This window comes from Streptomyces sp. NBC_00344, assembly GCF_036088315.1.
In the GTDB taxonomy this organism is placed as follows: Bacteria; Actinomycetota; Actinomycetes; order Streptomycetales; family Streptomycetaceae; genus Streptomyces.
Genome location: NZ_CP107996.1, coordinates 4,648,681 through 4,670,268 on the forward strand (window position 1 = coordinate 4,648,681; position 21,588 = coordinate 4,670,268).

15 protein-coding genes are annotated in these 21,588 nt (G+C 70.1%); 14 read left to right on the forward strand and 1 reads right to left on the reverse strand.

Annotated features, from left to right (window positions below; genetic code table 11):
• Nucleotides 1–34: 34 nt before the first annotated feature.
• The 8 genes from ndk to OHS16_RS20975 all read left to right on the forward strand — a co-directional run bounded on the left by ndk (nt 35) and on the right by OHS16_RS20975 (nt 10,639).
• Nucleotides 35–448 (forward strand): nucleoside-diphosphate kinase, encoded by a 414-nt coding sequence (gene ndk / locus OHS16_RS20940; protein WP_328538754.1) that lies wholly within the window; start codon nt 35–37, stop codon nt 446–448.
• A 284-nt stretch (nt 449–732) separates the two neighbouring features.
• Nucleotides 733–1,752 (forward strand): rod shape-determining protein, encoded by a 1,020-nt coding sequence (locus tag OHS16_RS20945; protein WP_164261203.1) that lies wholly within the window; start codon nt 733–735, stop codon nt 1,750–1,752.
• Between the two features lie 150 nt (nt 1,753–1,902).
• Nucleotides 1,903–2,943, forward strand: a complete 1,041-nt coding sequence (mreC, locus tag OHS16_RS20950; protein WP_328538755.1) for a rod shape-determining protein MreC — start codon at nt 1,903–1,905, stop codon at nt 2,941–2,943.
• Nucleotides 2,944–2,958: 15 nt separating this feature from the next.
• Complete coding sequence (mreD, locus tag OHS16_RS20955) at nt 2,959–3,630, forward strand: rod shape-determining protein MreD (protein ID WP_328538756.1); 672 nt, start codon at nt 2,959–2,961, stop codon at nt 3,628–3,630.
• Between the two features lie 102 nt (nt 3,631–3,732).
• The gene (gene mrdA, locus OHS16_RS20960; RefSeq protein WP_328538757.1) at nt 3,733–5,901 is read left to right on the forward strand and encodes a penicillin-binding protein 2; all 2,169 of its coding nucleotides are present in this window, start codon (nt 3,733–3,735) and stop codon (nt 5,899–5,901) included.
• A 3-nt stretch (nt 5,902–5,904) separates the two neighbouring features.
• Nucleotides 5,905–7,095: a rod shape-determining protein RodA gene (gene rodA / locus OHS16_RS20965; protein WP_328538758.1), complete on the forward strand. Its 1,191-nt coding sequence runs from the start codon at nt 5,905–5,907 to the stop codon at nt 7,093–7,095.
• Nucleotides 7,096–7,136: 41 nt separating this feature from the next.
• Nucleotides 7,137–8,660: a CYTH and CHAD domain-containing protein gene (locus tag OHS16_RS20970; RefSeq protein WP_328538759.1), complete on the forward strand. Its 1,524-nt coding sequence runs from the start codon at nt 7,137–7,139 to the stop codon at nt 8,658–8,660.
• A gap of 53 nt (nt 8,661–8,713) precedes the next feature.
• Nucleotides 8,714–10,639, forward strand: a complete 1,926-nt coding sequence (locus tag OHS16_RS20975) for a TIGR03960 family B12-binding radical SAM protein (protein WP_328538760.1) — start codon at nt 8,714–8,716, stop codon at nt 10,637–10,639.
• 31 nt (nt 10,640–10,670) lie between these two features.
• Here the strand turns inward: OHS16_RS20975 and OHS16_RS20980 are convergent, their stop codons facing one another.
• Nucleotides 10,671–11,015 (reverse strand): hypothetical protein, encoded by a 345-nt coding sequence (locus tag OHS16_RS20980; RefSeq protein ID WP_328538761.1) that lies wholly within the window; start codon nt 11,013–11,015, stop codon nt 10,671–10,673.
• Nucleotides 11,016–11,430: 415 nt separating this feature from the next.
• Between OHS16_RS20980 and OHS16_RS20985 the strand changes: the two genes are divergently transcribed.
• The 6 genes from OHS16_RS20985 (at nt 11,431) to OHS16_RS21010 (ending at nt 21,587) form a co-directional block, all read left to right on the forward strand.
• Complete coding sequence (locus OHS16_RS20985) at nt 11,431–12,186, forward strand: TIGR03936 family radical SAM-associated protein (protein ID WP_328538762.1); 756 nt, start codon at nt 11,431–11,433, stop codon at nt 12,184–12,186.
• A 281-nt stretch (nt 12,187–12,467) separates the two neighbouring features.
• Nucleotides 12,468–16,634, forward strand: coding sequence for an Rne/Rng family ribonuclease (locus OHS16_RS20990; protein ID WP_328538763.1), 4,167 nt, complete (start codon nt 12,468–12,470; stop codon nt 16,632–16,634).
• A gap of 498 nt (nt 16,635–17,132) precedes the next feature.
• On the forward strand, nt 17,133–17,453 hold the full coding sequence (gene rplU / locus OHS16_RS20995; RefSeq protein ID WP_164265538.1) for a 50S ribosomal protein L21: 321 nt from the start codon (nt 17,133–17,135) through the stop codon (nt 17,451–17,453).
• Nucleotides 17,454–17,467: 14 nt separating this feature from the next.
• On the forward strand, nt 17,468–17,722 hold the full coding sequence (rpmA, locus tag OHS16_RS21000; protein WP_328538764.1) for a 50S ribosomal protein L27: 255 nt from the start codon (nt 17,468–17,470) through the stop codon (nt 17,720–17,722).
• Nucleotides 17,723–17,847: 125 nt separating this feature from the next.
• Nucleotides 17,848–19,287: a GTPase ObgE gene (gene obgE / locus OHS16_RS21005; protein WP_328538765.1), complete on the forward strand. Its 1,440-nt coding sequence runs from the start codon at nt 17,848–17,850 to the stop codon at nt 19,285–19,287.
• Nucleotides 19,288–19,565: 278 nt separating this feature from the next.
• Nucleotides 19,566–21,587: a glycosyltransferase family 4 protein gene (locus tag OHS16_RS21010; protein WP_328538766.1), complete on the forward strand. Its 2,022-nt coding sequence runs from the start codon at nt 19,566–19,568 to the stop codon at nt 21,585–21,587.
• Nucleotide 21,588 lies beyond the last annotated feature (1 nt).

Below are 21,588 nucleotides of genomic sequence, written 5' to 3' on the forward strand. Positions count from 1 at the left end.
GAACCCGCACCCCGCGAACGAAGGAGTCCGCCCCGTGAGCCAGCGCACGCTCGTCCTGCTCAAGCCCGATGCCGTACGCCGCGGCCTGATCGGCGAGGTCATCGGCCGCATCGAGCGCAAGGCGAACTGGACCATCTCCGCGCTGGAGCTGCGCACCCTCGACCAGGACACCCTGGAGCAGCACTACGGCGAGCACAAGGGCAAGCCCTTCTACGAGCCGCTGGTGGAGTTCATGGCGTCCGGCCCCGTTGTGGCGCTGATCGTCGAGGGTGAGCGGGTCATCGAGGGAGTACGCGCACTGGCCGGTCCGACAGACCCGATCGCCGCGGCTCCCGGCTCCATTCGTGGGGATTTCGGGACCATCGTCCGGGAGAACCTCATCCACGCCTCGGACTCGGAGGAGTCCGCGATGCGAGAACTGAAGATTTTTTTCCCGGCCGTCTCCTGACACGCTGTCAGCCGAATAGCGCCCTCGGCCTCGGGCGACCGAATTAATTCGGTCGCCCTTCGGCATATGCCGGGCGATTTCGGGAACGCATCGCTCCAACATGACGTCACCATGACTGAGGCGGGTGCCAACACCGCCCACATGGCGGAGACCCTCGCGCGATGTTCGTGCAGGCGGCACTACGATGAAGCCTTCACACCCACAGCGCTCACTTCGCCTACCAAATGCCAATCGCTCCACTTGGGAAGGCCCGACGCATCCTCATGGGGAACAAGGGGAACTCAATGTCGTTCATCGGCCGTGACATGGCTATCGACCTCGGGACTGCCAACACGCTGGTGTACGTCAGGGGTCGCGGGATCGTTCTCAACGAACCCTCCGTCGTCGCCATCAACACCAACACCGGCGGAATTCTCGCCGTGGGTGCCGAGGCCAAGAAGATGATCGGCCGCACGCCGGGCAACATCGTTGCCGTGCGACCGCTGAAGGACGGCGTGATCGCCGACTTCGAGATCACCGAGCGGATGCTCCGCTATTTCATCCTGAAGATCCACAAGCGCCGCTATCTGGCCCGCCCGCGGGTCGTCGTCTGCGTGCCCTCGGGTATCACAGGGGTCGAGCGCCGTGCCGTCATCGAGGCGTCCACGCAGGCCGGTGCCCGCCAGGTACACATCATCGAGGAGCCCATGGCAGCGGCCATCGGCTCCGGCCTGCCGGTCCATGAGGCCACCGGCAACATGGTCGTCGACATCGGCGGAGGTACCACCGAGGTCGCGGTGATCTCGCTGGGCGGAATCGTCACGGCACAGTCGATCCGTGTCGCGGGCGACGAGCTGGACAACGCGATCATCCAGCACATCAAGAAGGAGTACTCCCTTCTGCTCGGTGAGCGGACGGCGGAGCAGATCAAGATCACGATCGGCTCGGCCTTCGACCTGGAGAAGGACGAGCACACCGAGATCCGCGGCCGCGACCTGGTCTCGGGCCTGCCGAAGACCGTGGTCATCTCGGCGGCAGAGGTCCGCAAGGCCATCGAGGAGCCGGTCAACGCGATCGTCGACGCGGTCAAGACCACGCTCGACAAGTGCCCGCCGGAGCTCTCCGGCGACGTCATGGACCGCGGCATCGTCCTCACCGGCGGCGGCGCGCTGCTCCGCGGCCTGGACGAGCGGCTGCGCCACGAGACCGGAATGCCGATCCATATCGCCGAGGATCCGCTGGACTCGGTGGCACTCGGTTCCGGCAAGTGTGTCGAGGAATTCGAGGCGCTCCAGCAGGTGCTGGACGCCCAGCCGCGGCGGTAGCGGAATGCCGGGCGGGACAGGCCGTTCCTCCTCCTGCGCCCCGGTGGGCGCGGGGGGACTCCCTGTACGGGGCATATCCGCCCGGTGCGGCGGAACGTTGATATACACAAACGCATAGACATTCCGACGAGGAAGGCACGGCCTCCGCACGTGAGGGACACACGAGAGAGCCGGCTGCTCCTGGTGCTGCTGGTCGCCATCGCGTTCGCACTGATCACGGTGGACATTCGCGGCGGCGAGGCGTCGCCGGTCGACAGTGCCCGGCACGCCGCCGCCACTGTGTTCGGCCCGGTCGAGAACGGTGTCGCGGACGCCGTGAACCCGGTCGGCAACGCGATCGGTGCGGTACGGGACTCCGGCGACCGGCACGACCGCATCAGCGCACTCCAGCGCGAGAACGCGGCGCTGAAGCAGCAGCTCGGCAGCAGCGCCCGCAACCGCAGCCGGGTGCGTCAGCTCGACACCATGCTCAAGACCGCGGCCAGGGGCCAGTACGGCATCAAGGGCGCCCAGGTCATCGCCATAGGAGCGGCCCAGGGCTTTTCCTGGACCGTCACCATCGACGCCGGTTCCGCCGACGGAATCCTGCGCAACATGACCGTGCTCAACGGCGACGGACTCGTCGGGCGGGTCACCACCGTGGGGCCGCACACCGCGACCGTGCTGCTCGCCAACGACCCCGACTTCACCGTCGGCACCCGGATGGAGAACACCGACGAACTCGGCTTCGCCACCGGACGCGGCGACCGTCCGCTCGCCGTGCAGCTCCTCAACGGCAAGGCGGACGTGAAGAAGGGCGACCGGCTGGTCACCTTCGGCTCCAGCAACGACAAGCCCTTCGTGCCGGGTGTCCCGGTCGGCCAGGTCATCCGGGTGGATCCGTCCCGCGGCGATCTGACCCGTACCGTCTACGTCCACCCGTTCGTCGGCTTCACCAAGCTCGACCTGGTCGGTGTGGTCGTCGAGCCGCCGCGCGAGAACCCGCGCGACACCGTGCTCCCCGCCAAGCCCGCCAAGCCGAAGCCGGCCCCGACCGTCACTGTCACGGTCACTCCGTCGGGGAATCCCGACCCCAACGCGGACGCCGCCCCCGACGCCAATGCCGCCCCCGACGCGAACGCCGATCCCAACGGTGACGCCGATCCCAATGGCAACGCCGATCCCAACGCCGACGCCAACGTCCCTCAGTAGGAGGAGCTGATCCGCATGCGTCTCAACCGGATGCTGCTCTCGGCCACGTTGGTGGTGGTCGCCCTGATGATTCAGGTGAGCGTGCTCGCCCGACTTCAACTACCCGGCGCTGTGCCGGACTTGGTGCTGCTCACGGTAGTGGCCCTGGCGCTGGTGTACGGGCACGTGGGCGGTGCCCTGGTGGGCTTCGGCGCCGGTCTGCTTGCGGACCTGGCCCCGCCCGCCGACCACGCCGCCGGGCGGTACGCGCTGGTGCTCTGCGTGGTCGGCTACGCCGCGGGGCTCGCCAAGCCCGAGAGCGGCCGTATCAGGTCGGCCACCGGCCCGATGGCCGTCGTCGTCGCAGCGGCGATCGGCTCCACCCTGCTGTACGCCGGGGTGGGCGCGCTGGTCGGGGACACGGCGGCCCGCCATGTGGGCATCGCCGGCCTGCTGTTCAGCGCCGCGGTGTACGACCTGCTGCTGGCGCCGTTCACCGTTCCGTTCATCATGGCGCTGGCCAGACGCGCCGAGAACGATCCGCTCGCCGATTCCCAGGGCACCGGTGCGGGGGGCGATGTCGCGACCGGCTGGCTGGCCACGGGCACCGGCCTGCGGATCGGGAACCAGCGCGGTGTGCTGCGGATGAGGGCGGCCAGGTCACGGGCGGCCAGGGCAGGACGCATCAAGGGGGTCAAGCGGCTGTGAGGCTGCATCCCCGGACAACCAGTGGGGGCCCCCGGTGAGGCCGCGCCTCCCGGGGGACGCCCCCCGCACACCCAGCCGGACCATCAGTAGCGGGAGCTCCGCGTGAGCAACATCCCCGAGACCGGACGCACCTCACGGGTTCGGATCCGTCTCGTCGTCATCCAGATCCTCGTCTTCTCCCTCCTCCTCACCCTCGGTGGCCGGCTCTGGTACCTCCAGATCCGCAACGGTGACGAGTACACCGCCGAAGCCAAGAACAACCATGTCCAGCAGGTCGTCCAGCCCGCGGTGCGCGGTTCCATCCTCGATTCCCGCGGCACACCGCTGGCCGACAACGAGACGAGGCTCGTCGTCTCCGCCAACCGCACCTCCCTGATGAAGATGAGCGACGACGGCAAAGCCGTCCTCACCCGTCTGGCCGGCGTTCTGGGCATGAAGCCCGCGGAGGTCATCGCCAAGGTCAGGCTCTGCGACGCGAAGACACCGAAGCCGTGCTGGAACGGATCGCCCTATCAGCCGATCCCCGTCACGGAGGACGCGACCACCCAGCAGGCGCTCCAGATCCGGGAGCGCACCGAGGACTTCCCCGGCATCACCGCGGAGCCCACGGCCGTACGCACGTACCCCGGTACCGGCGGCCTCAACGCCGCGCAGGTGCTGGGCTACCTCGGCCCGGTCACCGACGACGAGGTGGCCAAGTCGGGCAAGACGGACAACCCGCTGCTCCGCTCCGACCAGGTCGGACGAGCCGGCCTCGAGTCCACCTACGACCAGCAGCTGCGCGGCAAGTCCGGGGTCACCCGCTACGAGGTGGACAACCTGGGACGGGTGATCGGCAAGGCCGGGCAGACCCCGTCGCAGCCCGGCAGTAGTCTCATCACCAGCATCGACTCGCGGGTCCAGGCGATCACCGAGAAAGAACTGGCGACGGCCATGAAGAACCTCCGCAAGACCTGGGACTCGGTGACCCACAGCAACTACAAGGCCGACTCGGGCGCGGCAGTGGTGATGAACGTGCACACCGGGCAGATCATCGCGATGGCCAGCGCCCCGACCTACGACCCCAACGTCTGGGGCGGCGGCATCTCGGCCAAGAACTACGACAAACTCACCAAGGCCTCGTCCAACTACCCGCTGCTGAACAGGGCCATCCAGGGCCAGTCGGCGCCGGGATCGACCTTCAAGGTCATCTCCACCAGCGCCGCCATCAACGCCGGATACACCCCGGACGGCGGCTACCCCTGCACCTCGTCGATGACCATCGGCAACCGCGAGTTCAAGAACTTCGAGGGCGAGAACTTCGGCCCCATCAGCCTGGGCAAGGCACTCGAGGTCTCCTGCGACACGGTCTTCTACCACCTGGCCTACGACCAGTGGAAGAAGGACGGCGGCAACAACCCCAAGCACCCCAAGGACTGGTTCTTCAAGACGGCCCACGAGTTCGGGCTCGGCAAGAAGACCGGGATCGACCTGCCCAACGAGCTGGCCGGCCGGGTCCCGGACCGGGCCTGGAAGCAGGCCTACTGGGAGGCCAACAAGGACTTCTGGTGCAAGCAGGGCAAGAAGGACGGCAGCTACGTCCAGCAGATCGAGTACGAGAACTGCACCGACGGCAACCATCTCCGCGCGGGTGACTCCGTCAACTACGCGATCGGCCAGGGCGACACCCTCCTCACGCCGATACAGGAGGCGACGATCTACTCCGCCATCGCCAACGGCGGCACGATGTACAAGCCCAGCGTGGGCAAGGCGGTCGTGAGCGCCGACGGCAAGAGCGTCCAGCCGCTCAAGCCCCGGGTCGCGGGCAAGCTGCCCGACAGCAAGCAGACCGTCTCGTACATCAACAAGGCGCTGGAAGGCGTGGTCACCAGCGGTACCGCGGCCTGGCAGTTCGGCGGCTGGCCGCAGGACAAGATCACGCTGCACGCCAAGACCGGCACCGCCGAGGTCGCCGGCAAGCAGACCACGTCCTGGCTGTCCACGTACACCAAGGACTACGCCATCGTGATGACGATCTCCCAGGGCGGTACCGGATCCGGCGGCTCGGGTCCCGCGGTCCGCAAGATCTACGAGGCGATGTACGGCCTCGACAGCAAGGGCAAGCAGAACCTCAAGAAGGCGATCATGCCGAAGCCGCAGACGGCTCTGCCGAAGATCAACAAGGACGGTGCGATCGTCTCGCCGAAGATCGCCCCGGCCGGCCCGAACCCGCGGAAGGTGCCGGCGAACAGCAGCCGGCAACTCGCGGGCGCGCTGGGCAGGAGGGACTAGGACATGGGCGGTTTCTCCGTAGCCCGGTACGCCCCCGACCGGGGCGCCTGGTCCAAGCTGACCGCACGCGACTCCCTGGTGCGCCGGCTCGACTGGCCGCTGCTCATGGCGTCCCTCGCGCTGTCCTTCATCGGTTCGCTGCTGGTCTACTCCGCCACTCGCGGCCGTGACTCGCTCACGCATGGCGACCCGTACTACTTCCTGCTGCGCCATGCCATGAACACCGGCATCGGCCTCGCGCTGATGATCGGCACCATCTGGCTCGGCCACCGGACCCTGCGCGGCGCGGTCCCGGTGCTCTACGGGATCTCCGTGGTGCTGGTGCTCGCCGTCCTGTCCCCGCTCGGCCAGACCGTGAACGGCGCACACGCCTGGATCGTCATCGGCGGCGGGTTCTCCCTGCAGCCCTCCGAGTTCACCAAGATCACGATCATTCTGGGGATGGCGATGATCCTCGCCTCCCGGGTGGACGCGGGGGACCAGGACCACCCCGATCACCGCACGGTGGCCAAGTCGCTCGGGGTGGCGGCCATCCCGATACTGATCATCATGCTGATGCCGGACCTCGGCTCGGTCATGGTGATCGCGATGATCGTCCTCGGCGTGCTGCTCGCGTCCGGCGCCTCCAACCGCTGGGTGCTGGGGCTTCTCGGCACCGGTGTGGTCGGCGCCGTCGGTGTCTGGAAGGCCGGTCTGCTCGACGAGTACCAGATCGCCCGGTTCGCGGCCTTCGCCAACCCGGCACTGGACCCGGCGGGTGTCGGATACAACACCAACCAGGCGCGGATCGCGATCGGTTCGGGCGGGCTGCACGGCACCGGCCTGTTCCACGGCTCGCAGACCACCGGGCAGTTCGTTCCCGAGCAGCAGACCGACTTCGTCTTCACCGTCGCGGGCGAGGAACTCGGCTTCCTGGGTGCCGGGCTGATCCTCGTACTCCTGGGTGTCGTGCTGTGGCGGGCCTGCCGGATCGCCCGCGAGACGACCGAGCTGTACGGCACCGTCGTAGCGGCCGGCATCATCGCCTGGTTCGCCTTCCAGGCCTTCGAGAACATCGGAATGACGCTCGGCATCATGCCGGTCGCCGGTCTGCCGCTGCCCTTCGTCTCCTACGGGGGATCGTCGATGTTCGCCGTCTGGGTCGCGATCGGGCTGCTCCAGTCGATCCGGGTGCAGCGGCCGATAACTGCCTGAGAGGTCTGCCGTCCGGACGCGATCGGCCCTAGATTCGTGACATGGCGGACACCAAGCGCGAGATCGAGCGGAAGTACGAAGCCACCGGCGAGCAGCGGCTGCCCGAGCTGACCCGCGTCCCCGGAGTCTCGGGCGTCATCGACAGAGGCGTGGCAGAACTCGACGCGGTCTACTACGACACGGCCGACCAGCGGCTCGCGGCCGGCGACGTGACACTGCGCCGCAGGACCGGCGGGGGCGACGCGGGATGGCATCTCAAGCTGCCGGTCGCCCCCGACGTCCGTGACGAGATCCGGGCGCCGCTGGCCGACACCGTCCCGGCGGAGCTGTCCGCACTGGTCCGCGCCCGGACCCGCGGCGCCGCGCTGGCGCCGGTGATGCGGCTGCGCTCCTCGCGCGACGTACGCCATCTGGTGGACGGCAAGGGTGCGCTGCTCGCAGAGCTGAGCGTGGACACCGTGCGGGCCGACCGGCTCGCGGGCGGCAGCGGCTCCGTGAGCTGGACGGAGATCGAGGTCGAACTGGCCGACGACGGGGATCCCGCGATCCTCGACGCGGTCGACAAGCGGCTGCGCAAGGCCGGGATCAACCCGTCCGCATCCGCGTCCAAACTCGCCAGGGCGCTGGCGGAGACGGCGACGGCCGGCCAGGAAGGACCGCGGCCGCAGGAGCCCGGGACCGCCACGGCGGGCGGCCAGGTGCTCGGATATCTGCGCGCCCAGGCCGAGGCGATCGTCGCCCACGACTCTGCGGTACGACGCGAACTGCCCGACTCCGTGCACCGGATGAGGGTCGCCACCCGGCGGCTGCGGAGCGCGTTCCGCAGCTACCGCAAACACCTCGACAGGACCGTCACCGCGCCCCTCGCCGACGAGCTCAAGTGGCTCGCCGCCGAACTGGGCGCCGACCGGGATCAGGAGGTCCTCGCCGAGCGGCTCACCGCCGGCATCGCGGCGGTCCCGGAAACGCTGCTGCTGGGCCCGGTCCGGGGCCGGCTGCGGCTCTGGGCCGTTGCCGGCCGTACGAGGACGCGGCGCGGGACGCTGGCCGTACTCGATTCCGCGCGTTACCTCGCGCTGCTCGAGTCCCTGGCCGCGCTCCTCGACGATCCTCCGCTGCGGCCGGCGGCCGCGCTCCCCGCCGGGCAGGCGCTGCCCCACGCGATCCTCAGGGACTACGACCGGCTCGCCGGGCGCGTGGAGTACGCACTCGGTCTGCCGCCGGGGCCGGAGCGGGACATCGCGATGCACAGCGCGCGCAAGGCGGCCAAGCGGACCCGCTACGCCGCCGAGGCGGCGAAGCCCGCGCTGGGCCGGCCGGCGAAGAAGTTCGCCAAACGCATGAAGGCCGTACAGAGCCTGCTCGGCGACCATCAGGACAGCGTGGTGGCCCGCGACGCCCTGCGCGCCCTGGCGATCCAGGCGCACGCGGCCGGGGAGCCGTCATTCGTCTGGGGGCTTCTGCACGGACAGGAAGCGGCGAGCGCCGCCGCACGGGAGAGGGAACTTCCCGGGGTGTGGGCGAAGGCATCGGCGGCCGGACTGCGGACGGCACTGGGCGGCTGAGCGCCGGGGTACGCTGGATGGTCCCCCCTGCCAGCCCAGCGAAAGTCGCCGAGATGTCTGTCGAGTCGGTCTTCCCCCGCCTGGAAGCCCTCCTGCCTCACGTGCAGAAGCCCATCCAGTACGTGGGCGGAGAGCTCAACTCCACCGTGAAGGACTGGGAGTCCTGCGACGTCCGCTGGGCTCTGATGTACCCGGACGCCTACGAGGTCGGCCTGCCCAACCAGGGCGTCATGATCCTCTACGAGGTGCTCAACGAGCGCGAGGGCGTCCTGGCCGAGCGCACGTACAGCGTGTGGCCCGACCTCGAGGAGCTGATGCGCGAGCACCGGGTCCCGCAGTTCACGGTGGACGCGCACCGGCCGGTCAAGGCGTTCGACGTCTTCGGCCTGAGCTTCTCCACGGAGCTCGGCTACACCAACATGCTCACCGCCCTCGACCTCGCGGGCATTCCGCTGGACTCCAAGGACCGCGGTATCGACGACCCGATCGTCCTCGCGGGCGGTCATGCGGCCTTCAACCCGGAGCCGATCGCGGACTTCATCGACTGCGCGGTGATCGGCGACGGTGAGCAGGCCGTTCTGGAGATCACCGAGATCGTGCGCGCCTGGAAGGCCGAAGGCCGTCCGGGCGGCCGTGACGAGGTGCTCTTCCGGCTCTCCAGGACCGGTGGCGTCTACGTTCCGCGCTTCTACGACGTCGAGTACCTGCCCGACGGCCGGATCGGCCGCGTGGTGCCCAACAGGTCCGGCGTTCCGTGGCGTGTCTCCAAGCACACCGTGATGGACCTCGACGAGTGGCCCTACCCCAAGCAGCCCCTGGTGCCGCTGGCCGAGACCGTCCATGAGCGGATGTCGGTCGAGATCTTCCGGGGCTGTACCCGCGGCTGCCGTTTCTGCCAGGCCGGCATGATCACGCGCCCCGTCCGGGAGCGAAGCATCACCGGCATCGGCGACATGGTCGACAAGGGGCTCAAGGCGACCGGATTCGAGGAGGTCGGTCTGCTGTCGCTGTCGTCCGCCGACCACAGCGAGATCGGTGACATCGCCAAGGGACTTGCCGACCGTTACACCGAGGACAAGATCGGCCTTTCCCTGCCGTCCACCCGGGTGGACGCCTTCAATGTCGATCTGGCCAACGAGCTGACCCGCAACGGCCGCAGGTCCGGGCTGACGTTCGCCCCCGAAGGCGGCTCCGAGCGCCTGCGCAAGGTCATCAACAAGATGGTCTCGGAGGAGGACCTGATCCGCACGGTCTCCACCGCGTACGGCAACGGCTGGCGCCAGGTGAAGCTGTACTTCATGTGCGGGCTGCCCACCGAGACGGACGAGGACGTCCTGCAGATCGGCGACATGGCGGTCAACGTCATCGCCGAGGGCCGCAAGGTGTCAGGCCAGAACGACATCCGCTGCACCGTGTCCATCGGCGGTTTCGTGCCCAAGCCGCACACCCCGTTCCAGTGGGCCCCGCAGCTCTCCGCCGAGGAGACCGACGCCCGGCTGACCAAGCTGCGCGACAAGATCCGCGGCGACAAGAAGTACGGCCGCTCGATCGGCTTCCGCTACCACGACGGCAAGCCCGGCATCGTCGAGGGACTGCTCTCGCGCGGTGACCGGCGGGTCGGCTCGGTCATCCGCGCGGTGTACGAGGGCGGCGGCCGCTTCGACGGCTGGCGCGAGTACTTCAGCTACGACCGCTGGATGAAGGCCGCCGAGCAGACGCTCCCGGACTTCGGCGTGGACGTGGACTGGTACACCACCAGGGAGCGCACCTACGAAGAGGTGCTGCCCTGGGACCACCTGGACTCCGGTCTCGACAAGGAATGGCTCTGGGCGGACTGGCAGGACTCGCTCGACGAGACCGAGGTCGAGGACTGCCGCTGGACCCCGTGCTTCGACTGCGGTGTGTGCCCGCAGCTGGATCTCGACATCCAGATCGGCCCGACCGGCAAGAAACTGCTGCCGCTGACCGTCGTCAAGTAACACCGGCGTCGCTCACCGGGTAACACCTGCGTCACTCCAGCCCGGCCACGGAACCCCGTGGCCGGGCAGCGTCGTCCGGGGGGACATGGTGGAACTCGAGAGACCGCGGTAGCAGGGGCCCGAGGGCTGCCTGACCGCGGCGATCAGGGTCCTGGTGCGGATCGTGGTCCTGGCGCTGGTGCTCCCCGTACGGATCTGCTGGGACGCCCTTGCCCTCTGCGGCCGGACGCTGCGCCGGGCCGGCGCCGGGCTGGGCCGGCTGTCGTACGCGTACCTCGTCGCCCCGGTCGGTCACGCGGCCGCGTTCCTGGCCGAGCTCCTGTTCGTCCGGCCCTGGGCCGCGGTCCACCGCCATCTGCTGACGCCACTGGCTCACGCCGCCGTCCGGCTGCTGAGGATGCTGGTGGTGCCTGCGGTGTGTGGGTTCCGGCCCGGAAGGCCGCCGCGGAGGCGGGCCGCAGCGCCCGCGCCGCGCTTCGCTCCGCGCGCGAAACCGTGCGGCGGACCCGGCGGGACGCCTGGCACGTTCTGGTCGGCGGGGACGGTCCACGCGAGGTACGGGAACCGGTTGTGCCCGCTGCGCGTACTCTGGGTATTACAACGACTGTCCCCGACGCGGCACCGGAACCCGAGATCTCCTCGCTTGGCAGCAGAACAGCCGAGCGGGGGTGAGCCGGTCAGGTGCCCCGGGAACCCCGCCGTAGGGCGGCGCGACCCCCGCGCCGGCCCCGCACCGAGGAGAAGAACCACTGGGCAAGCGACAGCCCGAAGGCCCGCCGCCCGCTCCGGCGGTGCAGCGCATCAGACTGCGCTACACCAAGCGCGGCCGCCTCCGGTTCACCAGCCACCGTGACTTCCAGCGCGCGTTCGAGCGGGCCCTGCGCAGAGCAGCCGTGCCCATGGCGTACTCGGCAGGTTTCACCCCGCACCCCAAGGTCTCGTACGCCAATGCCGCACCCACCGGCACCGGCAGCGAGGCCGAGTTCCTGGAGATCGCCCTCGCCGAGGCGCGTGATCCGCAGGAGCTGCGACTGCTGCTCGACGCGTCGCTGCCGGACGGCCTCGACATCACCGACGCGGTGGAGGCGCGCACCTCGGGTCTCGCCGACCGGCTGACCGCTTCGGTGTGGGAGATGCGTCTGGACGGGGTCGGTTTCGACGAGGCGGAGAAGGCGGTGGCCGCCTTCTCCGCCGCGGAGACCGTCGAGGTCCAGCGCCGTACGAAGAACGGTGTGCGGACCTTCGACGCCCGCGCCGCCGTGGCCGACCTGCAGGCCCTTCGTCCCGAGTCCGATAGGCCCGGGGGTGAGCCCTGTGCGATACTGCGGCTGGTTGTTCGGCACGTGACACCTGCCGTGCGACCCGACGACGTCCTTTCCGGTCTCCACGCGGTGGCCGACCTGGCGCCGCCGGTCCCCGCAGCGGTGACCAGGCTGGCGCAGGGGCTCTTCGACGAGGAGTCCGGAACGGTGACCGACCCGCTCGCGCCCGACCGCGAGGCAGCCCCGGCCGCTCCACCCACGGCCGCCGGGACAGCCTCCCCCTAGCTTTCCGGGGGACCACCGGCGGCGACGTCGGACGGTCCCACCGCGTTAAGGACAGTCGTCGTAGCGCAGCCCTTGGATCCGGGAGCCACCTGGATCGGGCAGCGCGCCCTGACCAGAAGACTTTCGCCAGGCCGTACGTACATCGCGTAGGGAACCGGCGAGCCAGACATCAGCTCCCGTGCGGCGCCCGCGCCCCGGACGAGCGGAACCGCGCATGACGCGGACCGTGCCGGACCGGACACAGACGCGGCGCCCGGGAGCGTGACGGGAGAACCGCCCGCATGCTTGAGTCGAACGAATCCGGTACCACCGGAGCCAACGAGAACACCGGTCCCGGGGACACGCTTCCGCCGCGCCGCAGGCGCCGGGCGGCCTCGCGGCCCGCCGGGCCTCCGGCCGGTGCGCAGTCCGCCGCGGACGCGCCCGAAACCGTGGCGACCACCGTCGCGGAGAACCTCGCACCGGCCATACCGGCCGCAGAGGCCGGCACAGCCGACGTAACAAGCGCTCCGCCCGCCCGCCGGCGTGCCACGCGCAAGGCCACCGCACCCGCCGGTGCCGCGAAGACAGCCGAGCCGGCCGAAGCGCAGCCCGCAGTGAGCGAGGAGCCCGCAGCCGAGCCCGCGCCGCGTGGCCGCGGCCGTCGTCGTGCGTCGTCGCCCGCAGGCACACCGCAGGCAGAGGCCGCCACGGTGAGCGCCGAGCCCGCAGCCCAGCCCGAGTCGGCCCAGCCGGAGCCCGCCCAGGCCGATTCGGGATCCGCGGCGCCCGCGCGTACCCGCCGGCGCGCCACTCGGGTGGCCACCGCGCCCGTGACGGAGCCGCAGAGCGCCGAGGCCCCGGCGGCCGAGGCAGCGGACGACGAGGCAGCGGTGGCGCAGGATGCCGCTCCGCCGCGCACCCGCCGCCGTGCCACGCGCAAGGCGACCGCTCCCGCCGGAGCGCCGCAGAGCACCGAGGCCCCGGCGGCCCAGCCGGAGACGGCCGCTCCGCAGGCCGCGGACGACGAGGCGGCGGTGGCGCAGGATGCCGCTCCGCCGCGCACTCGCCGCCGTGCGACCCGTAAGGCGACCGCACCGGCAGCCGAACCGCAGGCCGAGGATGTCCAGTCCGAGGCGCAGGCCGAGCAGGCGGAGCAGGCCGAGCAGGCAGAGACGCCCGTCGCCGAGGCCCCGCGCGGTCGCAGCCGCCGCCGTGTCACCTCGCCCGCGACCGCTCCGCAGCCCGAGGTCGCACAGGCCACCGCGGGCGAGAGCCTGCCGGAGTCCGTCGCCGAGGCGCTCGCCGATGAGACCGAGTCCGCGCCGCGCGGCCGCAGGCGCCGCAGGGCCGAGTCCCCGCAGTTCACCGGGGTCGCCGAGAAGCAGGCCGACCGGCCTGCCGAGAAGAAGGCCGACAAGGACAAGGCCGACAACGACAAGGCTCCGCAGCAGCCGGAGTCCGCAGAACCGGGACGTTCGCGCCGCCGGGCGACCCGCCCCGCCGTGGCCGTCTTCCAGGCGCCGGTCTTCGCCGAGCCGATGTTCCAGACACCTGAGTCCGCCGCTGCCGCCGCCGCGGCCCGGCCCTCGGAGCAGGCAGAGGCGGTGGAGGAAGAGGAGACTCCGGACGAGACCGCAGGGACGGCCGAGTCCGCCGAGTCCGCTCCGCAGGGCGGCTCGCGCAGCCGTCGCCGCCGCCGGCGCGGTGAAAACGCCGAGGCCGAGAAGACCGAGAAGGCGCCCGAGCCGGCCGCCGCCGACGAGGCCGTCGAGGACGAGGACGAGGCCGAGGACGCAGCGGCCGAGGAGACCGCGGGCGAGGATTCCGACGAGTACGGCGACCGTCCCTCGCGTCGCCGTCGCAGGGGCGGCCGTCGCCGTCGTCGGGGTGATTCCGCCGACTCGGACGACCGTGCGGAGGACGAGACGGAGGACACCGAGGAGGCCGACACGGCCGCGGTGTCCGGCGCCGACAGCGAGGAAGCGGACGAGGACAACGGCGCGTCCGGCTCAAGCAGCAGCCGTCGACGCCGCCGCAGGCGCCGTCGCAGTGGTGACGCGGGCACCGACGCCGACGCCGTGGCCGACGACCCGGAGCGTACGGTCGTCAAGGTCCGCGAACCGCGCAAGAAGGAAGAGCGCGAGCCCGGCACCGGCTTCGACGAGGTCCAGTCCATCAAGGGCTCGACCCGTATGGAGGCGAAGAAGCAGCGCCGCCGTGAAGGCCGCGAACAGGGCCGCCGCCGGGTGCCGATCATCACCGAGGCGGAGTTCCTGGCCCGCCGCGAGGCCGTCGAGCGGGTGATGGTCGTCCGCCAGTACGGCGAGCGCACCCAGATCGGCGTGCTCGAGGACAACGTGCTCGTGGAGCACTACGTCAACAAGGAGCAGGCCACCAGCTACGTCGGCAACGTCTACCTGGGTAAGGTCCAGAACGTCCTGCCGTCGATGGAGGCCGCGTTCGTGGACATCGGCAAGGGGCGCAACGCCGTCCTGTATGCCGGTGAGGTCAACTTCGAGGCGCTCGGCATGGCCCACGGGCCGCGCCGCATCGAGACCGCGCTCAAGTCGGGCCAGTCGGTGCTCGTCCAGGTCACCAAGGACCCGATCGGACACAAGGGCGCCCGGCTGACCAGCCAGGTCTCGCTGCCCGGCCGCTACCTGGTCTACGTGCCCGAGGGCTCGATGACCGGAATCAGCCGCAAGCTGCCCGACACCGAGCGGGCCCGTCTGAAGACCATCCTCAAGAAGATCGTTCCCGAGGACGCGGGTGTCATCGTGCGCACCGCGGCCGAGGGGGCGAGCGAGGACGAGCTGCGCCGCGACGTCGAGCGTCTGCAGGCGCAGTGGGAGGACATCGAGAAGAAGGCGAAGAGCGGCAGCGGCAACGCGCCGACGCTGCTCTACGGCGAGCCCGACATGACCGTCCGGGTGGTCCGCGACATCTTCAACGAGGACTTCTCGAAGGTCATCGTCAGTGGTGACGATGCCTGGGACACCATCCACGGCTACGTCTCGCATGTCGCGCCCGACCTGACGGACCGGCTCTCCCGCTGGACCTCCGAGGTCGATGTCTTCGCGACCTACCGCATCGACGAGCAGCTGATGAAGGCACTGGACCGCAAGGTCTACCTGCCCAGCGGCGGCTCGTTGGTGATCGACAAGACCGAGGCCATGGTCGTGGTCGACGTCAACACCGGGAAGTTCACCGGGCAGGGCGGCAACCTCGAGGAGACCGTCACCAGGAACAACCTGGAGGCGGCCGAGGAGATCGTGCGCCAGCTGCGGCTGCGCGACCTCGGTGGCATCGTCGTCGTCGACTTCATCGACATGGTGCTGGAGTCCAACCGGGATCTGGTGCTGCGGCGTCTGCTGGAGTGCCTGGGCCGGGACCGTACGAAGCACCAGGTCGCAGAGGTCACCTCGCTGGGTCTGGTCCAGATGACCCGTAAGCGGGTCGGCCAGGGGCTCCTGGAGTCCTTCTCGGAGACCTGCGTCCACTGCAACGGGCGCGGCGTGATCGTGCACATGGAGCAGCCGACGGCTGCCGGTGGCGGCGGTGGCAAGCGCTCCAAGAAGCGTGGCCGTGGCGGCTCGGCGGGTGCCGATCAGGCCGGTGAGCACGAGCACACGGCCGAGGACGAGCACACGGACGAGCACGAGCACGCGACCGAGCAGTCAGGGCACGACGAGGCGCACAGCCACCAGCCCGAGCCGCAGACCGCCTTCGTGCCGGACGAGGAGCTGTACGGCAGTGCCGCCGAGGCGGAGGCCGCGGCGACGCGTTCCCGTGGCCGCCGCAGGGCGACCCGCAAGGTGTCGGCCCCTGCCGGTGCCCCGAAGGCCGCCGATCCGGCGCCCGTGGAGGCGTCGGCCGTCGCCGCCGAGCCGGTCGCGCCGGAAGCGGTGGCCGAGCCCGAGCCGGTCCAGGAGGCCCCGGTCCAGGAGGCCGCCCCGGCCCGTGGCCGCCGCAGGGCGACCCGGAAGGCGACGGCCCCGGCCGGCGCCCCGAAGGCTGCCGGCGAGTCCGCCGATGTGGTGGTCGCCGAGGCCCCGGCCCCGGTGGCCGAGGCGCCGAAGGCCGTGCGGCAGGAGGAGGCTCCCACGGAGCCCTCCGCCGAGCCCGCACCGCCGCGGGCCCGTCGCCGGGCGACCCGGAAGGCCACCGCGCCCGCCGGTTCCCCGGCAGGTTCGGCCGAGGCAGCGGTCCTCGTGGTCGGTGCCGCACCGGACGAGGCTCCCGCCTCCGGCGAGCCCGTGTCCGATGCGGAGCCCGAGGTCCCGGCCAGGAAGACGGCGCGCAAGGCGGCCAAGAAGGCGCCGGCGAAGAAGGCGGCCGCCAAGAAGGCAACGGCGAAGAAGACGACCACCGCCGTGAAGAAGACGACGGCCAAGAAGGCCTCGAAGAAGACCGTGGCCGCCGAGCAGCAGTCGCCGCCGTCGGCCTCGGCCTCCACGGAGGACTGACGGACCGCCACGCGCGGGTGAAGAGGTGCGGCTCCCCCTCGGGGGAGCCGCACCTCCTTGCTTCCGCTCCGCTGTGTCCGGCGGACGCGAGCCCGGCGGACACCGGGTGGGGGGGCGGGGCCCCCGAGGGCGCAGGAGGCCGTGCGGGCCCCGAAGGCCCCCCCGGAAGGCAGGTGGTCGTGCGGGCCGCCCCCGAGGCCGGGGCGGGCACCGGCCCGGCTGCTGCCGGGTGCTCCGGCCACCGAGGGTCCCGCCGGATGCGAGGCCGCCGTGGTGCCTGCCGGCCGGGCCCGTGCAGGTGAGGGTCCCGGTTTGACCCCCCGCACCCCGCCCCGTAGCCTTACCCCTCGGCGTGTTTCCTGTACGCCGCCCCTCTGAGCAACTCCCTGCCGGCTCTGCCGGAAGAGGCCGCTCGTCCAATCCGGATCATCACGGGTCCCCGGACCCGTGTGAGCGGCTGGCATCAGAGGACCGACTCCGAGCGAAAGAGAGATCCGCGTGTACGCCATCGTGCGCAGCGGTGGTCGTCAGCACAAGGTTGCTGTCGACGACATCGTTGAGGTTGACAAGATTCCCACCGCCAAGGTTGGCGACACGGTCGAGCTCTCGACCCTGCTCGTGGTCGACGGTGACGCTGTCACCAGCGACCCGTGGGTGCTTGCCGGCATCAAGGTCCAGGCCGAGGTCGTGGATCACCACAAGGGCGCGAAGATCGACATCCTTCGCTACAAGAACAAGACCGGTTACCGCCGTCGCCAGGGTCACCGTCAGCAGTACACGGCGATCAAGGTCACCGGTATCCCCGCGGCTGCGAAGTAAGGGACTGAGGAGAGATGGCACACAAGAAGGGCGCATCGTCCACTCGGAACGGGCGCGACTCCAATGCTCAGCGGCTCGGCGTGAAGCGCTTCGGCGGTCAGGTCGTCAACGCCGGTGAGATCCTGGTCCGCCAGCGCGGCACCCACTTCCACCCGGGCACGGGCGTCGGCCGTGGCGGCGACGACACGCTGTTCGCGCTGAACCCCGGTGCGGTCGAGTTCGGCACGCACCGCGGCCGCAAGGTCGTGAACATCGTTCCGGTTGCCTGATCTTCTGAGGCTGCCGTAGAGCGATCTGTCGAGGGCGGACCAGGTTTCCCGTTGCTTACGGGAAGCCGGTCCGCCTTTGTCGTGTTAGACGTAAGACAATTCCGTATGTTTCTGGAGGCACACCCATGACCACCTTCGTGGACCGCGTCGAGCTGCATGCCGCCGCGGGTAACGGAGGCCACGGCTGCGCCTCCGTACACCGTGAGAAGTTCAAGCCGCTCGGCGGACCCGACGGCGGTAACGGCGGCCGTGGCGGCGACGTCATCCTCGTGGTCGAGCAGGCCGTGACCACGCTGCTCGACTATCACCACAGCCCGCACCGCAAGGCGACCAACGGCCAGCCCGGCGCCGGCGACAACCGCTCGGGCAAGGACGGCCACGACCTGGTCCTCCCGGTGCCCGACGGCACCGTGGTGCTGGACAAGGACGGCACCGTCCTCGCCGACCTGGTCGGCCAGGGCACCACTTTCGTCGCAGGCCAGGGCGGTCGCGGCGGCCTCGGCAACCACGCGCTGGCCTCGGCCCGCCGCAAGGCGCCCGGTTTCGCTCTGCTCGGCGAGCCGGGGGAGGCCCGGGACATCGTCCTGGAGCTCAAGACGGTCGCCGATGTGGCGCTCGTCGGGTACCCGAGCGCCGGCAAGTCGTCACTGATTTCGGTGCTCAGTGCGGCCAAGCCGAAGATCGCGGACTACCCGTTCACCACCCTGGTCCCCAACCTCGGTGTGGTGACCGCGGGGTCGACGGTCTACACCATCGCCGACGTCCCGGGCCTGATCCCGGGAGCCAGCCAGGGGAAGGGCCTCGGCCTGGAGTTCCTGCGCCATGTGGAGCGCTGCTCGGTGCTGGTGCACGTGCTGGACACCGCGACGCTGGAGTCCGACCGTGATCCGGTCTCCGACCTCGACATGATCGAGGAGGAGCTCAAGCTGTACGGCGGGCTGGAGAACCGGCCGCGCATCGTCGCCCTCAACAAGGTCGACATCCCGGACGGCAAGGACCTCGCCGAAATGATCCGCCCGGATCTGGAGGCGCGCGGCTACCGCGTCTTCGAGGTCTCGGCCGTGGCGCACCTGGGTCTCAAGGAGCTGTCCTTCGCCCTGGCCGGCATCATCTCCGAGGCGCGCGCCGCGAAGCCGGTCGAGGAGGCCACCCGGGTCGTCATCCGCCCGAAGGCGGTGGACGACGCCGGCTTCACGGTGAAGTTCGAGGAAGAGGAAGGCGTCTACCGCGTACGCGGCGAGAAGCCCGAGCGCTGGGTCCGCCAGACGGACTTCAGCAACGACGAGGCCGTCGGCTATCTCGCGGACCGTCTCAGCCGCCTCGGTGTCGAGGACCAGCTGCTGAAGGCCGGCGCCCGCGCGGGTGACGGTGTGGCCATCGGTGCCGAGGACAACGCGGTCGTCTTCGACTGGGAGCCCACGATGATGGCCGGTGCGGAGATGCTCGGCCGGCGCGGCGAGGACCACCGCCTGGAGGCCCCGCGTCCCGCCGCGCAGAAGCGCCGCGACCGTGAGGCCGAGCGGGACGACGTGCAGAAGGAGTACGACGAGTTCGACCCCTTCTAGGCGGTCCGAGCGCCGCTCCGCAGGCCAGGCCCCTCGGGGGCGGTCTGCGGACCGGACAGCAGGAGATCGGGATTGAGGGTGGCCGAGATGGATCGGCCACCCTCTTTTTTCGGCCATCGTGACCGTATTCCAGTGAATTTTTTCGGATAGTGCACAACCTGTGGCCGTCAATGACCGTCTAGCGCGCTGGGTGACTGAAGAATCACCCGAGTAAGCGGGCATGAGACGTCATAGCGGGGGGTTATGCGCCGGCTCGGAATACTGGAATCGGAGTGTTGATGAAGATCTCCTTCCTCATTCACACGGTCTACGGCATCGGCGGGACCATCAAAACCACGCTGAATCTTGCCGAGGAGCTGGCGGACCGGCATGACGTGGAGATTGTCTCCGTCTTCCGGCACCGAGAGATTCCGCTGTTCCGGATCGATCCCCGCATTAGCGTGGTGCCTCTGGTGGATACCGATCCCGGATCGGTGACCAATGAACTGCAGCATCCGCTGCATCAGCAGCCCGCCCAGTACTTTCCGCTGGCCGAGGCGCGCTACAAGGAGTACAGCAAGCTTTCCGACGCGCGGGTGAAGGAGCACTACGCCGCGTCGGACGCGGACGTCGTCATCGGTACGCGGCCCGGTCTGGTGGCGTACGTGGCCCGGTTCGCCCCGGCAGGGGCGGTACTCGTCGGCCAGGAGCACATGACGCACAACCATCACAAGCAGGCCCTGCGCTCCGAGCTGTACGAGCACCTGGCGGCGCTCGACGCCTTCGTGACCGTGTCCGAGGGTGATGCGGTGGTGTGGCGGGAGAAGATGCCGTTGCCCGCGACCCGGGTGATCTCCATCCCCAACAGCGTTCCGGAGCCGCCGGTCGCGCCGTCCGACGGCAGCGGCACCACGGTGGTGGCCGCCGGGCGGCTGGCGCCGGAGAAGCAGTACGACGTGCTGATCGACGCCTTCGGCAAGGTGGTCGCCGAATACCCCGAATGGACCCTGCGGATCTACGGCGGCGGCTCCGAGCGGCAGAAACTGCTGGGCTGCATCGACGCCGGGGGACTGCACAACAGCGTCCATCTCATGGGCCCCCAGTCGCCCATCGAACCGGAATGGGCCAAGGGCGCCATCGCCGCGTCGACATCCCGCCACGAATCCTTCGGGATGACCCTTGTGGAGGCGATGCGCTGCGGGCTGCCGGTCGTCTCGACCGACTGCGACTACGGGCCGCGCGAGATCATCGAGGACGGAACGGACGGGCTGCTGGTGCCGGTCGGCGACACCGACGCGATCGCCGCCGCGCTGGTGAACCTGATCGGCGACGAGGAGCGGCGGCGCCGGATGAGCGCGGCAGCGGTGCGCAACTCCCGGCGCTTCGATCCGGGCCAGGTCACCAAGCAGTACGAAGACCTCTTCGGTGAGCTGCGCGAACAGGCCTCGCGCCGCGCACGCAGCGCGGACTTCGCTCCGGAGGCGGACTGTGTGGTGCGGGCGGACGGGCAGCTGACCGTCACCCTCGTCCCGGCCCGCGCGGGCGCCGGGGGACGTGAGGGGCTGCGACTGCTCTGTTCGCGCACCGACGACCGGGCCGACGAACGGCTGTATCCCTTCGACGCGAACGGTGTCGCAACTGTTCCCGCGGACGAGGAGTTCGCCGAGGGGGTCTGGGACTTCTACGCGGAGGTGCCGGAATCGGGCCGCCGGGTGCGGATCGCGGCCCGCTCGGTCGATCAGCGCGGCGCGATGCACGCCGCCCCGCAGGGCTCCGCGGGTGTCCGCAACCGGGTCGCGTACAAGCTCAAGGGCACCGGTTTCCTGACCCTGCGGAGCTGGAACAGACCGGTGCACGCCGAGGCCGGAGACATCACCGTCGACGGTGCGGAGCTGACGGTCTCCGGGACGCTGGTGGGCCGGGCCGGCCTCGACGCGGACCCGGTTCTGCTGCTGCGCCGGCGGGGCAGCACCCCCGACGAGATCACCTTCCGGGGCAGCCGTCACGGCAGGGACGGGTTCAGGTTCACCTTCTCGTGTGCTCGTCCGGCGGACCGGCAGCTCAGCAGGAACGACTACTGGGACATGTGGCTGCGCTACGCGCCCGATGCCCAGCCGGTGAAGATCGGCCGGGTACTCGACGACGTCATCGACAAGAAGGCCGTTTACGCCTACCCGGCGACCGTGCTGCGCAAGAAGAGGCCCTGGGGGACGCTGCGGAAGGCGGTGCGGAAGGTTCGCGGCAGGCCGCAGCAGCGGGTCAGAGTGCGTGCTTACTACACGGTGAGCAACGATCTGGCACTCACCGTCGCCGACCTGTAGC

Excerpts from the sequence above, each read along its gene's own strand:
- OHS16_RS20945 (WP_164261203.1), top strand. The coding sequence starts at position 733 with ATGTCGTTCATCGGCCGTGACATGGCTATCGACCTCGGGACTGCCAAC.
- mreD (WP_328538756.1), top strand. The coding sequence starts at position 2,959 with ATGCGTCTCAACCGGATGCTGCTCTCGGCCACGTTGGTGGTGGTCGCC.
- rodA (WP_328538758.1), top strand. The coding sequence starts at position 5,905 with ATGGGCGGTTTCTCCGTAGCCCGGTACGCCCCCGACCGGGGCGCCTGG.
- OHS16_RS20970 (WP_328538759.1), top strand. The coding sequence starts at position 7,137 with ATGGCGGACACCAAGCGCGAGATCGAGCGGAAGTACGAAGCCACCGGC.
- OHS16_RS20975 (WP_328538760.1), top strand. The coding sequence starts at position 8,714 with ATGTCTGTCGAGTCGGTCTTCCCCCGCCTGGAAGCCCTCCTGCCTCAC.
- OHS16_RS20990 (WP_328538763.1), top strand. The coding sequence starts at position 12,468 with ATGCTTGAGTCGAACGAATCCGGTACCACCGGAGCCAACGAGAACACC.
- rpmA (WP_328538764.1), top strand. The coding sequence starts at position 17,468 with ATGGCACACAAGAAGGGCGCATCGTCCACTCGGAACGGGCGCGACTCC.
- obgE (WP_328538765.1), top strand. The coding sequence starts at position 17,848 with ATGACCACCTTCGTGGACCGCGTCGAGCTGCATGCCGCCGCGGGTAAC.
- OHS16_RS21010 (WP_328538766.1), top strand. The coding sequence starts at position 19,566 with ATGAAGATCTCCTTCCTCATTCACACGGTCTACGGCATCGGCGGGACC.